Origin of the sequence: Acetobacter sicerae (assembly GCF_011516765.1) — a bacterium.
Lineage (GTDB): Bacteria > Pseudomonadota > Alphaproteobacteria > Acetobacterales > Acetobacteraceae > Acetobacter > Acetobacter sicerae.
On record NZ_JAAABN010000005.1, the window covers coordinates 173,169 to 188,109 of the forward strand.

Sequence of the window (14,941 nt, forward strand, 5' to 3'; positions counted from 1 at the left end):
AGCTGTTGACCTTCCAGCCGTCCACCGCAACTGCCTGCGACGGACGATGAGTTTCGTTCGGCCGGGTCATGTCACCGCCCTTCCTTCTTGCCGGATACACCCAGCAGAACACGGGAAATCGCCAGCGCGACAAAAGACATCGCCATCAGGATCGCGCCCAGCGCCATCAGCGCCGACAGTTTCACGCTGCCGGCCGGGCTCTCGGGAAACTCGAGCGCGATCAGGGAGGCGATGGTGTTGCCCGGCGCAAACAGGGACCAGCCGATCTTGTTGGCGTTTCCGATCACGAAGGTGACGGCCATCGTTTCGCCCATCGCCCGCCCCATGCCGAGCACGACGCTGCCGACGACCGCGCTTCTGGACCAGGGCAGGATGACGTTACGCATGACTTCCCAGCGCGTTGCCCCGAGTCCGAAGCCACTTTCCTTAAGCACGGCAGGGATGGACGTGAACACGTCGCACATGACCGCCGTGACAAACGGCATGATCATGACGGCGAGGATCAGGCCACCCGTCATCAGACCCGTCCCGAACGGCGCGCCCGCCACCAGCGCATCGACAACCGGAACGTGACCGAACCAGTGGTGCAGGGTGGGCTGCACATAGCGGGCGATCAGTGGCACGATGACGAAGAAGCCCCACATGCCGAAGATGATGGAGGGGACCGCCGCGAGAAGCTGCACGGCCATGCCGACAGCGAACGAAATGCGGGCAGGAGCCATCTGGGTCAGCCAGAACGCCGCGCCAAAAGCCAGCGGAACAGCGACGACAAGTCCGATCAGACTTGTGACAATCGTGCCGAAGACGGGAGCCAGCGCGCCAAAATGCTGCGTGACAGGGTTCCAGATGGAGGTCGTGAAAAAGGAGGGGCCAAATGTCTCGAACGCCTTCATCCCTCCGCTGATCATGACGAGAATGATCCCGCCAAGCAGCAGCAGGACACCAATCCCCGCCGTCGTCACCAACCACCGAAAAATGGAATCGCCGTTCAGGCGGGATCCGGCTCCAAGCATCGTCTCTTGCGCTTCTGTGCTTTCCGGCGGCTTCCCGGGAACTGTTCCAGCCGTCCGCGCTATACCGTTCATGAATCAGACGCTCCGCTTTCTGATACGGCCCGACCATTACTTAACGGTCATCAACCGGGCAACCGTGGAATGACATGTGGGTTCATGACATTTTTATTGCGTCTTTCCGATAAAGCCCGGCCGACCGGGCTTTTGCTCCGTCATCGTCTTTGGAAAGCACGTATTTTTAATGGGGATGGATCCCGCAGAAATAGATTTCTTTATGATTTTCCCGGGCTCCTTTCCTGCCGTATGGTGAAGCGCAAGTGGTGACCACAACAGAGAGTACAGCCGGATCATGACGCATCGCAAAATCATGGCAGCAGGAGCCTCCGCCCTGATGATCGGGACATTATCAGCCTGCGCAGAGACACAGCCTCCCAGGGAGCACAGGATCGGTATGGCCAATCCAGCCTCTGTCTACTGCCAGAAAATCGGCGGTCGCCTCGAAATGCAGCAGGGCGCTGACGGTGTTCGCGGCATCTGCCATCTGCCGGATGGCGCCTCCATGGAGGAATGGGCCCTGTTCCGGCGCGATCACGCCAGCCCCACAAAAGGAGACGAGCCGCGATGACAGATCGTTTCAGCGCCCTCTGGGAAGAACGCTACGGACCCGACGTGCCGGTTCCGTCCGTCACACCGGACGCGATCACGGAAAGTCTGATGGCCCACCGGACCGTGCGCGCCTATCTTGATACCCCGTTGCCGGAAGGCGCGCTGGAAGCGGCCATCGCCGCCGCACAGTCCGCTTCTTCTTCCTGCAACATGCAGATATGGAGCGTGGTGGCGATCGAGGATCAGGCCCGCAAGGACCGTCTGGCGACGCTGGCCAGCAATCAGGCCCACATCCGGCAGGCGCCCCTGCTGCTGGTCTGGCTGATCGATTTCGGACGTCTCAAGCGTCTGGGCGAGACGGAAGGGCAGCCGACGGAGAACCTTGATTATCTCGACACCTTCATGGTCGGGGCGGTGGACGTGGGCATTGCGGCGCAGAACGCCGTCGCATCCTTTGAGGCCGCCGGTCTCGGAATCGTCTATCTCGGCGCGATGCGCAACAACAGCGAGGCGGTGGCGAAGGAACTCAATCTGCCGCCCCTGACAGCCGTGGCCTTCGGTCTGAGCGTCGGTTTTCCGGACCCCGACAGGCCGGCCCATATCAAGCCGCGCCTTGCTCCGTCAGTCGTGCTGCATCGGGAGCAGTATGATGCGAGCGGCGAGCAGGAAGGCGTCACCCGCTACAACGATGTCTATGCCGCCTTCCAGAAAGCCGAGGGTCTGCCTGAGAAACGCTGGGCGGACGCGACGCTGCCCCGCCTTGCTTCACCAAAGGCGCTGCATGGGCGGGACCATTTGCGGGATGTGCTGGAAAAGCAGGGGTTTCGTCTTCGGTAACCCTGACATGTTTTGACACACTGTCTTCGAGGCAGGATGCTGGACAGGCATTTTCGGTGAACACGGGAAGCGGACTCCTGCTTCCCGGTCGTTCGGTTCCGAAGAAGAGACGGGCGGAGAGTGCGTCCGCTCCGGCTTAAGGAGTGCCAGACATGTCAGCCTACAAAACCCTGCGCGAAGCCATTGAAAAGAAGAGCGCCGTCAACTTCACACTGAGCGGCAAGGCCCAGAGCGGTTCACCCCATGTGCTCGGCAAGGGCGACAACGTGGGAAAGGTTCTGATGTATCGTGGTGAAGATGCGCACGAAAAGCGCGTGCCGCCACAGGGCGAATGGAGCTGCATCGCAGTCTCCGATCTGTCCGATGTCGAACTTGCGCCGGACGTTCCGTTCCATGTGGGACACCCGCCCGAGAAACATCGGGCGGAAATCCGCGAAGTCGATATCGAACTGGGCTGAGCGCCCGTCAGGACTGTTCCCCGCTTGCGCGCGGGGAGCAGTCTTTCCCGTCAGACAGCGATCTTCGGGAACCAGGGCTCGTCCTGCTTCCGCTTCGTCTCGAACGCCTCGATGGCGTTTTCGCGCTTCAGCGTCTGACCAATATCATCCAGCCCTTCAAGCAGCAGATGCTTGCGCAGCGGATCAATCTCGAAGCTGATTTCCTGTCCGTCCGGACGGATGACCACCTGACGCGCCAGATCGACCGTAATGCGGCTGTTGGCCCCCTGCGAGGCGTCGCCCATCAGTTCATCGCAGACTTCACGCGGCAGACGGATCGGCAGGATGCCGTTTTTGAAGCTGTTATTGAAGAAGATGTCGGCAAAGGATGGCGCGATCACGCAGCGGATGCCGAAATCGAGCAGCGCCCAGGGCGCATGCTCACGCGACGAACCGCAGCCGAAATTCTCGTGCGTCACAAGAATCTCCGCCTTGCGATACGGCTCCCTGTTCAGCACGAAATCCGGGTTTTCCGAGCCGTCCGGGCGATAGCGCATGCCGTCGAACGCATGCACGCCAAGACCGGTGCGCTTCGTCGTCTTGAGGAAGCGGGCCGGAATAATCTTGTCCGTGTCGATATTGGCCTCGGGCAGAGGTGCCGCGATGGCCGTCAGAGTGGTGAATTTCTCCATCGGTCTTCGTCCTTCTCTGCCGAAATCAGTTCGTAAGCTCACGGGCGTCGGTCAGCACGCCGGTCACCGCCGCCGCCGCCGCCATCGCGGGGGACAGCAGATGGGTGCGACCACCCGGTCCCTGACGCCCCTCGAAGTTGCGGTTGGAGGTCGAGGCGCACCGCTGTCCCGGCGTCAGCTTGTCCGGGTTCATGCCGAGGCACATGGAGCAGCCTGCCTCACGCCATTCGAAACCGGCGTCGAGGAACACGCGGTCCAGACCTTCTTCCTCGGCCTGCGCCTTCACCAGACCGGAGCCCGGCACGATCATCGCCCGCACGCCATCGGCGACCTTGCGACCGGCTGCGATGGACGCCGCCGCCCGGAGATCCTCGATACGACTGTTGGTGCAGGAGCCGATGAACACCACATCGACCGGCGTTCCCGCGATTTTCTGTCCGGCCTTCAGGTCCATATAGTCCAGCATGCGAACCATCTGCGCCCGCTTGGCTTCATCGGGTTCATCAGCCGGGTCCGGTACCGTGCCATTGATCGGCAGCACATTCTCAGGGCTGGTGCCCCATGTCAGGCAGGGCTCGATCTCTTCGGCGCGCAGCGTGATTTCCGTGTCGTAAACGGCGCCTTCATCGGCGGCGAGCGTCTTCCAGTAAGCAACGGCCTGATCGTAGCCTTCGCCCTTCGGTGCAAAACGGCGACCCTTCACATATTCGAATGTCGTCTCATCCGGGGCGATCAGACCAGCGCGCGCGCCCGCTTCGATGGCCATGTTGCAGACCGTCATGCGGCCAGCCATGTCCAGTCCGCGAATAGCGGAACCGCAGAATTCGATGACATGACCGGTGCCGCCAGCCGTTCCGATCCTGCCGATGATCGCCAACACCACGTCCTTCGCCGTTACGCCGGGAGCAAGCTCACCCTCGACGGCGATCTTCATGTTCTTGGCGGGCTTCTGCAGGATGGTCTGCGTGGCCATCACATGCTCGACCTCGGAGGTGCCGATGCCGAACGCCAGAGCGCCCATCGCGCCATGCGTGGAGGTGTGGGAGTCGCCGCAGACGATCGTCATGCCCGGCAGCGAGATGCCCTGCTCGGGACCGACCACATGCACGATGCCCTGATTGGCCGACAGCAGCGGGAAATACGGAACGCCGAATTCCTTGACGTTGCGTTCCAGCGTCTCGATCTGATTGCGGCTTTCCGGCTCCTCGATCGGCTGGGTGCGATCGGAGGTCGGCACGTTGTGGTCAACAACTGCGATCGTGTTTTCCGGATGACGCAGTTTGCGCCCGGCCAGACGCAGCCCTTCGAACGCCTGCGGGCTGGTCACCTCATGCACAAGGTGACGGTCGATATACAGGATGGCGGTCCCGTCCTCGAGGGTATCGACAACGTGGTTGTCCCAGATTTTGTCGAACAGAGTACGCGGTGACATGGCCAATCCTGATTATCCCGAAATGAAGCAGACCTTTGCCCCCCGGCCATACGGACCGTCAAGTTCGGTCTTGCACAATGATGGTGCGTGCAGGGCGAGGAAGCAGAAAGACCCGCTACTTATTATAACATGCGGACAGCGTCTTCGATATTCCGCTCTTTCCCGGAAAGTGAGGTGCGAAGGCCGGGAGATCAAGAAGGGCGCTGCTCTCCACCTGTTTATTTCGGCAAGACCGGGATCAAATGGACGCGTCTCTTTGTAGCGTTCAGAGACAAAGCCCTGAAAAGCGCGTGTGCAAAGCAGAAAGACGCCGCGACAGATATGTCGTTCTCTGAGGGGAAGATGAGACGTCAGTTCCTCAATTTTTCCGGCGGAAGAGGAAAACAGCCTCAGGAACCATCAGAAAACAAAGGGGAAAAGTTTCCACTTTACCCCTTGTGACCAGTCGACCCATTCTTTGCGGGTTCCGAGTATCTTTTCCTCGGCTCTGATCCTCATGATCTGCATCCACCAGGTGAAGAGAAGAACCACGGTGTTATGAATCGTGGGATATTGCAGAAGAAAAGCCATCTGCATCAGAAGATAACCGGCATACATCGGATGACGGATAACTCTGTAGGGACCGCCGGTTTTCAGTTGTCGCGATGCGGCGATGATTCCGAAGCTTCTGCGTAGGGACAGTTTGGCGGTGAGGCTAAGCAGGATGCCGATCAGAGCCAGACTGCCGCAGAGCACGCTTGGAAGAACAGGGGGAACCTGCGGCGCCGCGACGACGAGCAGACTGGCATATGTTCCCAATACGGCAACGAGCCAGTCACGCCAGTTGTGGCTGAGAGGGCCGCGCTGTCGGATGACCGTAAAGGTCATGTCGAGCAGAGCTTCCGCCATATAAAGGCATGCCACGATATTATGTGTGACGAAAACAGGCGTGAAATTCTTGAAGACGAAATAACAGCCGGCACCCAGAAGCAGGAGTTTTTCGCCGCGTTCAATCAGAGGTGCATAAGGCGTCATGAAGGAAGACACGCTTCATCGTTGATAGGAATTTTTTAATTATGGATATTTCGGTAAATATTTGATTGCCTGAGGCAACACAGGGGAGGCGTTTCCTGTTCAACAGAAAACGCCTCCCCTTGACCCTAAAGAACGCCGTAACGCGGGGGTTTACTGAACGACGGTGCTGCCCTGTTGCACCGGGGCGACAACATCCTGGATCGGGAATTTCGTTTTGATATCCGCCGTCCGGGAAAAATCCAGCGCCGACTGGATGCGCTGCTGATCGTCAGGTTCAGGCTTCAGGCCGAGCGCGACATTCCACTGATCGATCGCCTCGGTTTTCCGGCCGAGATCCCAGTACGCCACGCCCAGATGATAATTTACTTCCGGGTCGAGCGGCGTCTGTTCGGCGGCCCGTTCGATCAGTTCCGAACCGTGAGGCAGATCGCCTGAGCGCAGCAGAACCCAGCCAAGACTGTCGCGGATGGCGGCGTCGTCAGGATCGAGGGCAAGCGCCCGCTTCAGAAGTTCGGTGGCTTCAGTCAGATGCAGTCCACGCTGCGCCCAGCCATAGCCGAGAAAGTTCAGCAGCAGTGGTTCATCGGGAACCATCTTGCGCGCTTCCTGCAGATCCGCCTCGGCTTTCGGCCAGTTGTTGGTGCGTTCATAGGCCGCGGCCCGCTCGAACAGCAGCGTCCAGTCCAGGGTCTGGCTGGCGCGGGCATTGGTGATCGCCTTGTTGAACGCATCAATCGCAGCGGGCCAGTCCTTGCTTTCCGAGAGGATGGTGCCGAGCGAGCGGAGGGGCAGTACGAGGTTCGGCGCATCGTGAGACAGACGCTCCAGCGTCTTGCGGGCGTCCGCATGGTTGCCGAGCTGATCTTCCAGCATGGCCACGCGATACTGTGCGACGCGGATCAGCGGATTGGTGTCCGGCAGATTCTGCAATACCGCGATGGCGATGTCTTTATGTCCCAGACTCTCTTCAATTTCCGACAGCATCAGGCGTGCGATGGCCATCGTCGGATCAAGGGTCAGCGCCATGCGCAGCATCATGGCCGAGGCGATGTTGATCTGCTGCATGCTGTCCACTTCCGGCGCATGCAGGGCCTGCTGCCGGAGAATGAAGGCGACCAGTACATAAGCATGCGCCACGCCATCGCGGGCGGTCGGTACGGGCGGGCTGTCGATGGCTGCCTGTAACTCGGGTTCGGCGAGGGACAGGACAGTGTCACTGCCCGTCGCCGCACGGAGCAGGTTCCGGGCGTCGCTCTGATGCCCTGTCTGCCAGAGCAGGTTGGCGCGCGCGCGGTTGATCAGCAGGTCGCTGGCGGGGAAGAGCTGGTTGGCCTTGTCGAACAGCGTTCTGGCCTGCCCGGTGTCCCCGGCAAGAAGAGCGATCAGAGCGGCGTGACCGACATAGAAAGGAGCGGCGGGCGACGCGCTGTGCTTCGGCGAGGTGAGAAGCGCGATGGCGTCCGTGTATTTCTTTTCTCCGGCAAGACACCATGCCTGCAGAAGGGGCGACAGGATGTTGGTCAGGGCATCGGAGGGCATGCTCCGATAGGCTTCGGACGCCTCCTGCCAGCGGTCATGCAGCACGGCGTCATTGCCGAGGACAAAGGCGGTCAGAATGCTGCGACCGCCTGCTTTCGCCAGAGTCTGACGCGCCAGATCCACGGCGTTGGAGGCTCCGGCCAGAGCGGCTTCGGAGAAGGCCTGCCGGAGCAGTTCCATATTGTTCGGGTCTTTCGCCAGCGCCGCGCTGTAGGCCTGCGCGGCCGTGGCGTAATCATTGGCGCGTGCGGCGACGAGTCCCACCAGAAAATCCGGAGCATCCACCGGCACAAACGGAGCTGCGTTCGTCTTCGGTGGTGTGGTCGGCGCCTTCTGTCCCGCAGCTATCGCGCTACTGGACAGAAGAGAAGCCAGCAGCAGGGCGGACAGGACAGGACGAATTGGCATGATGGCGATGAGCCCCTGACGATGTGTGAATGGGATGGTCGCATCCCGTGGCTGTAACGGCCATGGGAAAGATTTAACCCGGCAAGCGTGATCGGCCAACCACAAGCCTGTTTGCTTGATGAAGTTTGAAAAAGGATGGATGCAGAAGAGGTTCCCTCTGGTTCATTCATGACGCAACAGTCACGCGATGAAGTCGGAAATTCTGTCCAACCGCAGCATTTTCCAGCATGGAAGTACATTTCTTGTGGCTGGTCTTGTGGCTGGACGGTCTGATTTCTTTGGCGGCTCAGCGGACCATGCCCTGCTTTTCTGTGCGGAATGCGGATGATCTCCTTCTGACAGGAGGACGGGCCGCCACTCTTTCTTTATAGAAGGAGTGCAGAAGGTGTGGAGAGTCTGGTGACCATGGACGCTGGTGCGGTTGCGGCGCTGCTGGAGTTGCAGATTGAGTGGGGCGTTGACGTCCTGCTGGATGAGGAGCCTCACGACCGGTTTGCCGAGTGGGCGACCGAACAGGCGGCGCGCACGGCAAATCAGGCGGCTGTTCCGGCGATCGAGCGTGCTGTCAGGAATGTCGAACCGCGACCACCGACCGCCCGCAAAGAACTGCACTCCCCGGCTGCCGCATTATCGGCCGCTCCTGAGGCCACGCTACGGGCGCTGGACGGGATCACGACCATTGAGGCGCTGGAAAAAGCTATTGACGGTTTCGTGGCCTGCAATCTGCGCGGCACGGCGACTCACACCGTCCTGCCGCGTGGCCCGGTCGGTGCGCGCGTGATGGTGATCGGCGATGCGCCGGATGCTGATGAAGACAGGAGCGGTGTCGTTTTTTCGGGGGAATCCGGAAGCCTTCTGACCCGTATGCTCGCCTCGATCGGGCGAAGCCGGGAGGAGATGATTCTGGCCCCGGCGATTCCATGGCGTCCACCGGGGGGACGACCTCCATCTCCCGTCGAGGTTGCGCAATGTCTGCCCATGCTTCTCAGAAGTATAGCCCTCTATCAGCCCGAAAGGCTGGTTTTGTGTGGCGGACTGGCAACAAGGATGTTGCTCGGACCGGACGTAAATCCTGCCCGTGCACGCGGTTGCTGGCGCACGACGTCATGGGGTCCGGAGGGGGGGGGGCAGAGGCCGGTCATGGCGATGCGGCACCCTTCCCAGTTGCGGGCAGGAGCGACCGCTCGCCGTCAGATATGGGATGACATGCTGTTACTTGCGGTAACACTCGATGGCACCGTGAATTAAGTAACGTAATAGTGGAATAATGAAGGCAGGGCGGCAGGAATAGAATCAGGTAGAGGCATCTCTCTACCACTTGTGACAATCACAGGAATTCAAGCGTTTGCAAGGAGTATTCCTGAGTGAAGCTTGCCTGTTGCCGTGCGATGATTGTCAGCAAGCTTGCATTTTGCAGTGGGAACTTATAGACCCCCGCCACCATGCGAGCCATAGGTCATATTTCCCACTCGATCGCCGCCAGGTTTCTGCTTGCCGGCGCTGCCTTGCTGACGGGAGCATCCTTCGCCAGTGCGCGGCCGCTGCCGGTTCCCCCTGATGGTGGAGAGCCGCAGTCATCGGACCGGTCGAGGCACGATGGTCATGGAAGCGATGAAGTGGCCATGGCGGTGTCGCGTCTGCCCTATGGCGGGCCTGATGATGCGGGTGTTGCGCTGCCTCGTCCGCTCTCGTCGGACATGGCGACCCTTGTGCGGGCCATTTTCCGACTTCAGCGACAGAGCGCTTTCAGCGAGGCGCTGGCCAGCACGACCCGTCTGACTGACACCACGCTTCTGGCCGACATTCTGGCCGAAAGAATTCTCAGCCCCTCCTACCATCCCAGTGCTGCCGAAATGCGGCGCTGGCTGCATGACCACGCTGATATGGCGGATGCACCGGCGGTCTACTCGCGTCTGGCATCGCTTTCGGAGCGTGGGGTGCCGCTTCCTCCGGCTCCTTCTCTCGCCATGCTTGGCGGCGCGCGCGCCGGGATCGCCAACGGGTCGATGGATCGTGCCTTCGTGCGCAATGCGCTGCTGGACCGCACGGTTATGGAACGCGCCGCGCTGGGTGCAAAAGGGGCGGACAGCGCCCTGCATCTGATTGCGATCACGCCGGGCATGACGCCACCCTATGCAGCACAGCTGGGTGGGGAAGTCGCTCAGGCTCTTCTGAGTCAGGGAGCCTTTGCCGCTGCGGAGAAAACCGCCCGCGAGGCTTTCCGTCGCGGCAACGAAAAGGTTGGTTTCCCCGCCTATATGGCCGGGTTGGCCGCCTGGGCGCAGGGGCACAAAGCGGAAGCCGTGGCCCTGTTCGAGAAGGCCTCCCGTGCGCCGCTCGTGACGCCGGAGCTGATCTCGGCAGCGGCGTTCTGGGCGGCTCGCGGGCATCAGGAGCTTGGAGAGATGACGTCTTTCCGCCCCTGGCTTCAGCGGGCCCAGGCAGCTCCGACCAGCTTTTATGGCCTGCTGGCGCGTCGTATGATGGAGCGCGTGCCGCACCATGTGATGCGTGACAACGCTGTGCAGGATGCCGCTCTCGAAGTTTCGGCGGACGCAGCGCCTTCCGAACCGCTCCTGACGGAAATCGATGTGGAAGCCGTGGGCGCTACCCCGGTGGGCCGCCGCGTGTTCGCCCTGTTGCAGGTGGGTGAGCAGGAGCGGGCGGAGCAGGCGCTGCGTCGCTACTGGCCGCAGATCGTGCGTGATACCGCTCTGGCGCAGTCCTTCCAGCTTGTGGCCGCTGCGGCCGGACTGAACGATCTGGCGCTGGAAATGGCGGATTCCGTTCAGGCGATGGAGCAGTCTTCCGGCAAGCACGGCGAGCATCTGCCGCTGCCTGCGCTGCACCCGCGCCATGGGTTCACCGTCGATCCGGCGCTGGTCTATGCCCTGACCCGTCTGGAATCCAATTTTGATCCGGGCGCGGTCTCTGGTGCGGGGGCGCACGGTCTCATGCAGATCCAGCCCGGCACGGCAGGCTTTGTGACAGGACAGGCGGACCGGTTCGCGTCCTCGCCGCAGGTGCTGCATGACCCCGGCCTGAACCTTGAAATCGGTCAGCGGTATGTGAAATATCTTGCCCATCTGAGCTGGGCCGGACAGGCGGCGCCAGAGGGTGGTGATCTTATCCGTCTGCTGGCGAGCTACAATGCCGGGCCGGGTTCGATTTCCCACTGGGAGGCGAGTGCGGGTGTGTCAGAAGATCCGCTGCTCTACATGGAACGCCTGCCGAATGGTCAGACGCGGGCCTATGTGATGCAGGCCTTCTCCTATCTCTGGACCTATGCCGACCGCCTCGATCTGCCAACGCCGTCTCTGGAAGCGCTGGCGGACGGCCAGTGGCCGGGCTTTGGTCCGGAGCTCAAGCTTGCAGCTCCATCGCGTCTGCATCTGGCGTCTGCGAACATCTCTCCGACCATTCACTGACTGGTCGGCTTTGAAAGACGCTCTTCTCTTTAATAAATGAGCGATCAAGCAGGGCTCTGCCCTGCACCCGGAAGGGATCACAGACCCCTTCACCCCTTTAATTTAATAAATTGGGATCAAAGGGACTGCGTCCCTTTGTAGGGTTCGGGGCAAAGCCCCGAGAAACGTAAGGCGAACCCGTCAGCCGCGGAAACCTAAATCCCCGTCATCTCGACAATCCAGCGCGCCACGGCCTCGCCGAGCAGCTTGTAGCCGAAATCGTTCAGATGCAGCCCATCGGGAGACAGCTGTTCGCGGGTGATGTGATACTCGGCGCACCAGGATTTCATCAGCGCGTAGCGGTTGAAGAACGGGATGTTCATCTCGATGGCGAGCGCCGGCACGGCGTCCCGGAAAGCCGGAAAGCCCGGCAGTTCTTCCAGCATCTTGCACCACTGCGGCCCGATCATGCCCAGATCGCACCCGTCCTCCCGACGCAGACGCTCCAGATCATCACGGGTCTGGTCAATGAAGCTGGTGACGGGTTTTTCTTTCCAGACATCGTTCGTGCCGCCCTGCCAGATGACCAGATCGGCGCGGTCGTCGATCACCTGCTGAAGCCGGGCGTGCATTTCCTCCGCGCCATCCCCGCCGATTCCGCGATTGATGATGGTCACACCGTTCGGCATGTAAGGTTGCAATGTCCGCTCCACGACCGGACACAGGCCATTTTCAGGCGCGCTTGCGCCGACGCCTTCGACGGTGGAGGAGCCGAACAGGCAGATCTTCACGGAGGAACCGGCCTGCAATAGCCGGGTCAGACGGGGGAAATGGCTCATGGTATCGGTTCCTGTGTCTGTTGGCGGCGTCCCCGCAGGGGGCGGTGCTGCTCAGGAGGCGGCCGGCTGCTTCGGTTCCGATGGCTTCACCAGCCCACGCGCACGGTTACGTTTACGCTCGTACACAACCGTCACACAGTAGAGAATCCACAGGCCAGCAATGTTGATCACGACCTGAAACAGCCAACCTTCCCCGAAGGTGGTGAAGATCAGACGACCGATCAGGTCCAGAACCGTGCCGACCGTAAAGACTTCCAGCGAATGACGCCCGCACAGCGCCAGCGCCTGCCCCAGTCTTGTCTCCGAGAACTGCCGGGCAAGCTGCGACGACTGCACCAGATAGAAGATGGCCAGAACATCCAGCAGCCGCAGGGGAGCCAGCGTGCTCTTGTCGGGAGAGGGCAGGGCGAGCGGACGAATGGTCGGCAGCCCCCACTGCGTCCATGGAAAAGCCTCAAGCAGCGAGAACATCAGATAGCCCCCGCAAAGAATCTTCAGCCAGGAAAAGGAAGGCAGGTTCCCGTTGTGACGACCGGCCTCGATGGCCCCGCATGCGCCGAGCACGAACAGGAACTGCCATGCCAGCGGGTCGAAATACCAGCCATCGGGATCAAGCCAGTTGGGGAAATTGACACTGGGGTCGATGTTGATCAGCAGCCACAGGGCGAAGCTCAGTCCCAGCGCGAGGAAACGGTTGAACCGGATCACGCAGAACATCAGGGGAAAGGCCCCCAGCAGCACCATGTAAAGCGGCAGGATGTTCAGGTTGGACGGCAGGGCGTCCAGCAGAAACACACGCCAGAAATTGGAAAGACCGTACGCCAGTTCGGGCTCAAGGAAATCGACGGGAACAGGTGTGAAATTGCGCCATGTGCGGATGATGACGACAAAGGCCAGCATCATCAGCGTCTGGGCGATGTAGAGCTTGCCACAGCGGATGGCGATCTTGCGGAGCGTCTCCGGCACGCCGTATTTCGGAAAACCTCGTCCGTAAGCCAGCCAGGAGGCGTATCCGGCCAGCAGCACGAAAATTTCCGCGGCGTCGGCAAAGCCAAGGTTCCGGATGGTCAGCCGGTTGAGGAGGTTCTGTGGCATATGGTCCACGAACATCATCAGCAGGGCGATCCCGCGCAGGGCGTCCACGCGATGGTCGCGGACCCGTTTGGTGGCGGGCGCAGCGTTCAGGGCGACCGTGGCCCTGTCTGTCCGGCCTTCAGGAGAAGAGTGGTCGGAAAGCGGGAAAGAGGAGGTCGTGGCGGTCATGTCCTGTCCTGCACGGCTGCGGCAATGGAGTGGTCGCCGGAAACACGCGCCTTATAGCAATCAATCACGGAAGGGTGAGAGCCGCCATCCGGCTTTCTGATGCATTTTTCGGAGACACTGGTATCCATGCAACATTCTTTCAGGAGACGACGGGCGTAACAGGCCGATCCGGCGATCGACCGTATGCCGCAACCATGACAGGGAATGCTTTATGAGGCGTTCCGGTGAAAGATTGGTGCGCATTCCATCTGGTCGTTCCGGTTTATAGACGCCATATACACCCTCACAGCAGAGAAAAGAGGCGATGTCATGGCCGAGCAGCGGGTTCCCTCGCGTGAGGAAATCGAGACAGTCATCAGGAGTGTCGTCGAACCGACCAGTGGGCGGTCGCTGCTGGAAATCGGGCAGATCGAAGCCTGTCAGACCGCTGCCGGACGCATCCGCCTGACGCTGGCCGTGGCTCCGGCTCTTGCTGCGCATCTCGAAAAAAGTGCTACCGCCGCCGAACAGGCGCTGGACAGGGCGTTTCCGGAATGGCGCGCCAGCGTGCTGCTGACGGCGCACCGTCCGACAGCGCCCAACCCGACAACATCACGACCGGAGCCGAAAGCCGGAGGCGGACATCGGCCCCTGGGGGGCGTCGGGAACAGGGACGCGTCCGAACCGCTTCTGCCGCAGGTTCGTACCGTGATCGCCGTCTCGTCAGGCAAGGGCGGCGTCGGCAAATCGACCACCGCCGTCAATCTGGCGGCCGGACTGGCGCTGGAAGGAATGTCGGTCGGGCTGATGGACGCCGATGTCCACGGTCCTTCGCTGCCGCGTATGCTCGGCATCAGCGGCAGACCCGAAGTCCGCGACGGCAAACTGATCCCGGTTGAGGCGTGGGGACTGCGCGCGATGTCCATCGGCATGCTTGTCGATGAAACACAGGCGATGGTCTGGCGCGGCCCGATGGTCATGGGCGCGATCGGTCAGCTTCTCGGCGATGTCGCGTGGGGCGAACTGGACGTTCTGGTGATCGACATGCCGCCGGGAACGGGAGACGCGCAGCTCACGCTGGCGCAGAAAGCCGTCCTGAGCGGCGCGATCATCGTCTCGACGCCGCAGGACATTGCACTGCTGGATGCGCGACGCGGTGTGGCGATGTTCGAGAAGACCCGCGTGCCGGTTCTGGGGCTTGTCGAGAACATGTCCTATTTCTGCTGCCCGAACTGCAATCACCGCACGGAGCTGTTCGGTCACGGCGGCGCTCGGGAAGAAGCGCGACGGCTCGATGTGCCGTTCCTCGGCGAAATTCCGCTGCTGGCCGACATCCGCCTCAGCGCCGATGAGGGTGCGCCGATTGTGGTGAGAGCGCCGGAGAGCGAGGCCGCGAAGGCCTACCGCTCGCTCGCGGCTGGCGTGGCCGGGGTTGTGCGGAAACTGCCACACAGACGGTAATCACGGTCTGAGAA

Annotated in this window: 14 protein-coding genes; 6 read left to right on the forward strand and 8 right to left on the reverse strand. The window is 61.2% G+C overall.

The window, feature by feature from the left end:
* Window positions 1-71 precede the first annotated feature (71 nt).
* Complete coding sequence (gene pstC / locus GVI59_RS07715; RefSeq protein WP_232878249.1) at window positions 72-1,013, reverse strand: phosphate ABC transporter permease subunit PstC; 942 nt, start codon at window positions 1,011-1,013, stop codon at window positions 72-74.
* A gap of 349 nt (window positions 1,014-1,362) precedes the next feature.
* Between pstC and GVI59_RS07720 the strand changes: the two genes are divergently transcribed.
* The 3 genes from GVI59_RS07720 to GVI59_RS07730 all read left to right on the forward strand — a co-directional run bounded on the left by GVI59_RS07720 (window position 1,363) and on the right by GVI59_RS07730 (window position 2,914).
* Window positions 1,363-1,638: a putative hemolysin gene (locus tag GVI59_RS07720; RefSeq protein WP_173573704.1), complete on the forward strand. Its 276-nt coding sequence runs from the start codon at window positions 1,363-1,365 to the stop codon at window positions 1,636-1,638.
* The gene (locus GVI59_RS07725; RefSeq protein ID WP_173573705.1) at window positions 1,635-2,456 is read left to right on the forward strand and encodes a nitroreductase family protein; all 822 of its coding nucleotides are present in this window, start codon (window positions 1,635-1,637) and stop codon (window positions 2,454-2,456) included. Before GVI59_RS07720 ends, GVI59_RS07725 begins: the two co-directional genes overlap by 4 nt.
* 152 nt (window positions 2,457-2,608) lie before the next feature.
* Entirely contained in the window at window positions 2,609-2,914 is a 306-nt protein-coding gene (locus tag GVI59_RS07730; protein ID WP_173573706.1) for a hypothetical protein, read from the forward strand.
* Window positions 2,915-2,964: 50 nt separating this feature from the next.
* On the opposite strand, the gene leuD is transcribed toward GVI59_RS07730, so the two are convergent.
* The 4 genes from leuD to GVI59_RS07750 all read right to left on the reverse strand — a co-directional run bounded on the left by leuD (window position 2,965) and on the right by GVI59_RS07750 (window position 7,978).
* Window positions 2,965-3,585 (reverse strand): 3-isopropylmalate dehydratase small subunit, encoded by a 621-nt coding sequence (leuD, locus tag GVI59_RS07735; RefSeq protein WP_173573707.1) that lies wholly within the window; start codon window positions 3,583-3,585, stop codon window positions 2,965-2,967.
* Between the two features lie 25 nt (window positions 3,586-3,610).
* Complete coding sequence (leuC, locus tag GVI59_RS07740) at window positions 3,611-5,017, reverse strand: 3-isopropylmalate dehydratase large subunit (protein ID WP_173573708.1); 1,407 nt, start codon at window positions 5,015-5,017, stop codon at window positions 3,611-3,613.
* A gap of 399 nt (window positions 5,018-5,416) precedes the next feature.
* Window positions 5,417-6,031 (reverse strand): methyltransferase family protein, encoded by a 615-nt coding sequence (locus tag GVI59_RS07745; RefSeq protein WP_173573709.1) that lies wholly within the window; start codon window positions 6,029-6,031, stop codon window positions 5,417-5,419.
* A 150-nt stretch (window positions 6,032-6,181) separates the two neighbouring features.
* On the reverse strand, window positions 6,182-7,978 hold the full coding sequence (locus GVI59_RS07750) for a tetratricopeptide repeat protein (protein WP_242013008.1): 1,797 nt from the start codon (window positions 7,976-7,978) through the stop codon (window positions 6,182-6,184).
* A gap of 405 nt (window positions 7,979-8,383) precedes the next feature.
* Here GVI59_RS07750 and GVI59_RS07755 point away from each other — a divergent pair, with 405 nt between their 5' ends.
* Window positions 8,384-9,226, forward strand: coding sequence for a uracil-DNA glycosylase (locus GVI59_RS07755; RefSeq protein WP_194299072.1), 843 nt, complete (start codon window positions 8,384-8,386; stop codon window positions 9,224-9,226).
* Between the two features lie 194 nt (window positions 9,227-9,420).
* Entirely contained in the window at window positions 9,421-11,406 is a 1,986-nt protein-coding gene (locus GVI59_RS07760) for a transglycosylase SLT domain-containing protein (RefSeq protein WP_173573711.1), read from the forward strand.
* Window positions 11,407-11,600: 194 nt separating this feature from the next.
* Here the strand turns inward: GVI59_RS07760 and GVI59_RS07765 are convergent, their stop codons facing one another.
* The 3 genes from GVI59_RS07765 to GVI59_RS19295 are packed head-to-tail and all read right to left on the reverse strand — an operon-like array spanning window position 11,601 to window position 13,615.
* Complete coding sequence (locus tag GVI59_RS07765; protein WP_173573712.1) at window positions 11,601-12,224, reverse strand: SGNH/GDSL hydrolase family protein; 624 nt, start codon at window positions 12,222-12,224, stop codon at window positions 11,601-11,603.
* A 51-nt stretch (window positions 12,225-12,275) separates the two neighbouring features.
* The gene (locus GVI59_RS07770) at window positions 12,276-13,487 is read right to left on the reverse strand and encodes an OpgC family protein (protein WP_173573713.1); all 1,212 of its coding nucleotides are present in this window, start codon (window positions 13,485-13,487) and stop codon (window positions 12,276-12,278) included.
* Complete coding sequence (locus GVI59_RS19295) at window positions 13,484-13,615, reverse strand: hypothetical protein (RefSeq protein ID WP_269151026.1); 132 nt, start codon at window positions 13,613-13,615, stop codon at window positions 13,484-13,486. The genes GVI59_RS07770 and GVI59_RS19295 overlap by 4 nt, the downstream gene beginning before the upstream one ends.
* 181 nt (window positions 13,616-13,796) lie before the next feature.
* Between GVI59_RS19295 and GVI59_RS07775 the strand changes: the two genes are divergently transcribed.
* On the forward strand, window positions 13,797-14,927 hold the full coding sequence (locus GVI59_RS07775; protein WP_173573714.1) for an Mrp/NBP35 family ATP-binding protein: 1,131 nt from the start codon (window positions 13,797-13,799) through the stop codon (window positions 14,925-14,927).
* The last annotated feature ends 14 nt before the right edge of the window (window positions 14,928-14,941 follow it).

Excerpts from the sequence above, each read along its gene's own strand:
- pstC (WP_232878249.1), bottom strand. The coding sequence starts at position 1,013 with ATGCTTGGAGCCGGATCCCGCCTGAACGGCGATTCCATTTTTCGGTGG.
- GVI59_RS07720 (WP_173573704.1), top strand. The coding sequence starts at position 1,363 with ATGACGCATCGCAAAATCATGGCAGCAGGAGCCTCCGCCCTGATGATC.
- GVI59_RS07725 (WP_173573705.1), top strand. The coding sequence starts at position 1,635 with ATGACAGATCGTTTCAGCGCCCTCTGGGAAGAACGCTACGGACCCGAC.
- GVI59_RS07730 (WP_173573706.1), top strand. The coding sequence starts at position 2,609 with ATGTCAGCCTACAAAACCCTGCGCGAAGCCATTGAAAAGAAGAGCGCC.
- leuD (WP_173573707.1), bottom strand. The coding sequence starts at position 3,585 with ATGGAGAAATTCACCACTCTGACGGCCATCGCGGCACCTCTGCCCGAG.
- leuC (WP_173573708.1), bottom strand. The coding sequence starts at position 5,017 with ATGTCACCGCGTACTCTGTTCGACAAAATCTGGGACAACCACGTTGTC.
- GVI59_RS07745 (WP_173573709.1), bottom strand. The coding sequence starts at position 6,031 with ATGACGCCTTATGCACCTCTGATTGAACGCGGCGAAAAACTCCTGCTT.
- GVI59_RS07750 (WP_242013008.1), bottom strand. The coding sequence starts at position 7,978 with ATGCCAATTCGTCCTGTCCTGTCCGCCCTGCTGCTGGCTTCTCTTCTG.
- GVI59_RS07755 (WP_194299072.1), top strand. The coding sequence starts at position 8,384 with ATGGACGCTGGTGCGGTTGCGGCGCTGCTGGAGTTGCAGATTGAGTGG.
- GVI59_RS07760 (WP_173573711.1), top strand. The coding sequence starts at position 9,421 with ATGCGAGCCATAGGTCATATTTCCCACTCGATCGCCGCCAGGTTTCTG.
- GVI59_RS07765 (WP_173573712.1), bottom strand. The coding sequence starts at position 12,224 with ATGAGCCATTTCCCCCGTCTGACCCGGCTATTGCAGGCCGGTTCCTCC.
- GVI59_RS07770 (WP_173573713.1), bottom strand. The coding sequence starts at position 13,487 with ATGACCGCCACGACCTCCTCTTTCCCGCTTTCCGACCACTCTTCTCCT.
- GVI59_RS19295 (WP_269151026.1), bottom strand. The coding sequence starts at position 13,615 with ATGGATACCAGTGTCTCCGAAAAATGCATCAGAAAGCCGGATGGCGGC.
- GVI59_RS07775 (WP_173573714.1), top strand. The coding sequence starts at position 13,797 with ATGGCCGAGCAGCGGGTTCCCTCGCGTGAGGAAATCGAGACAGTCATC.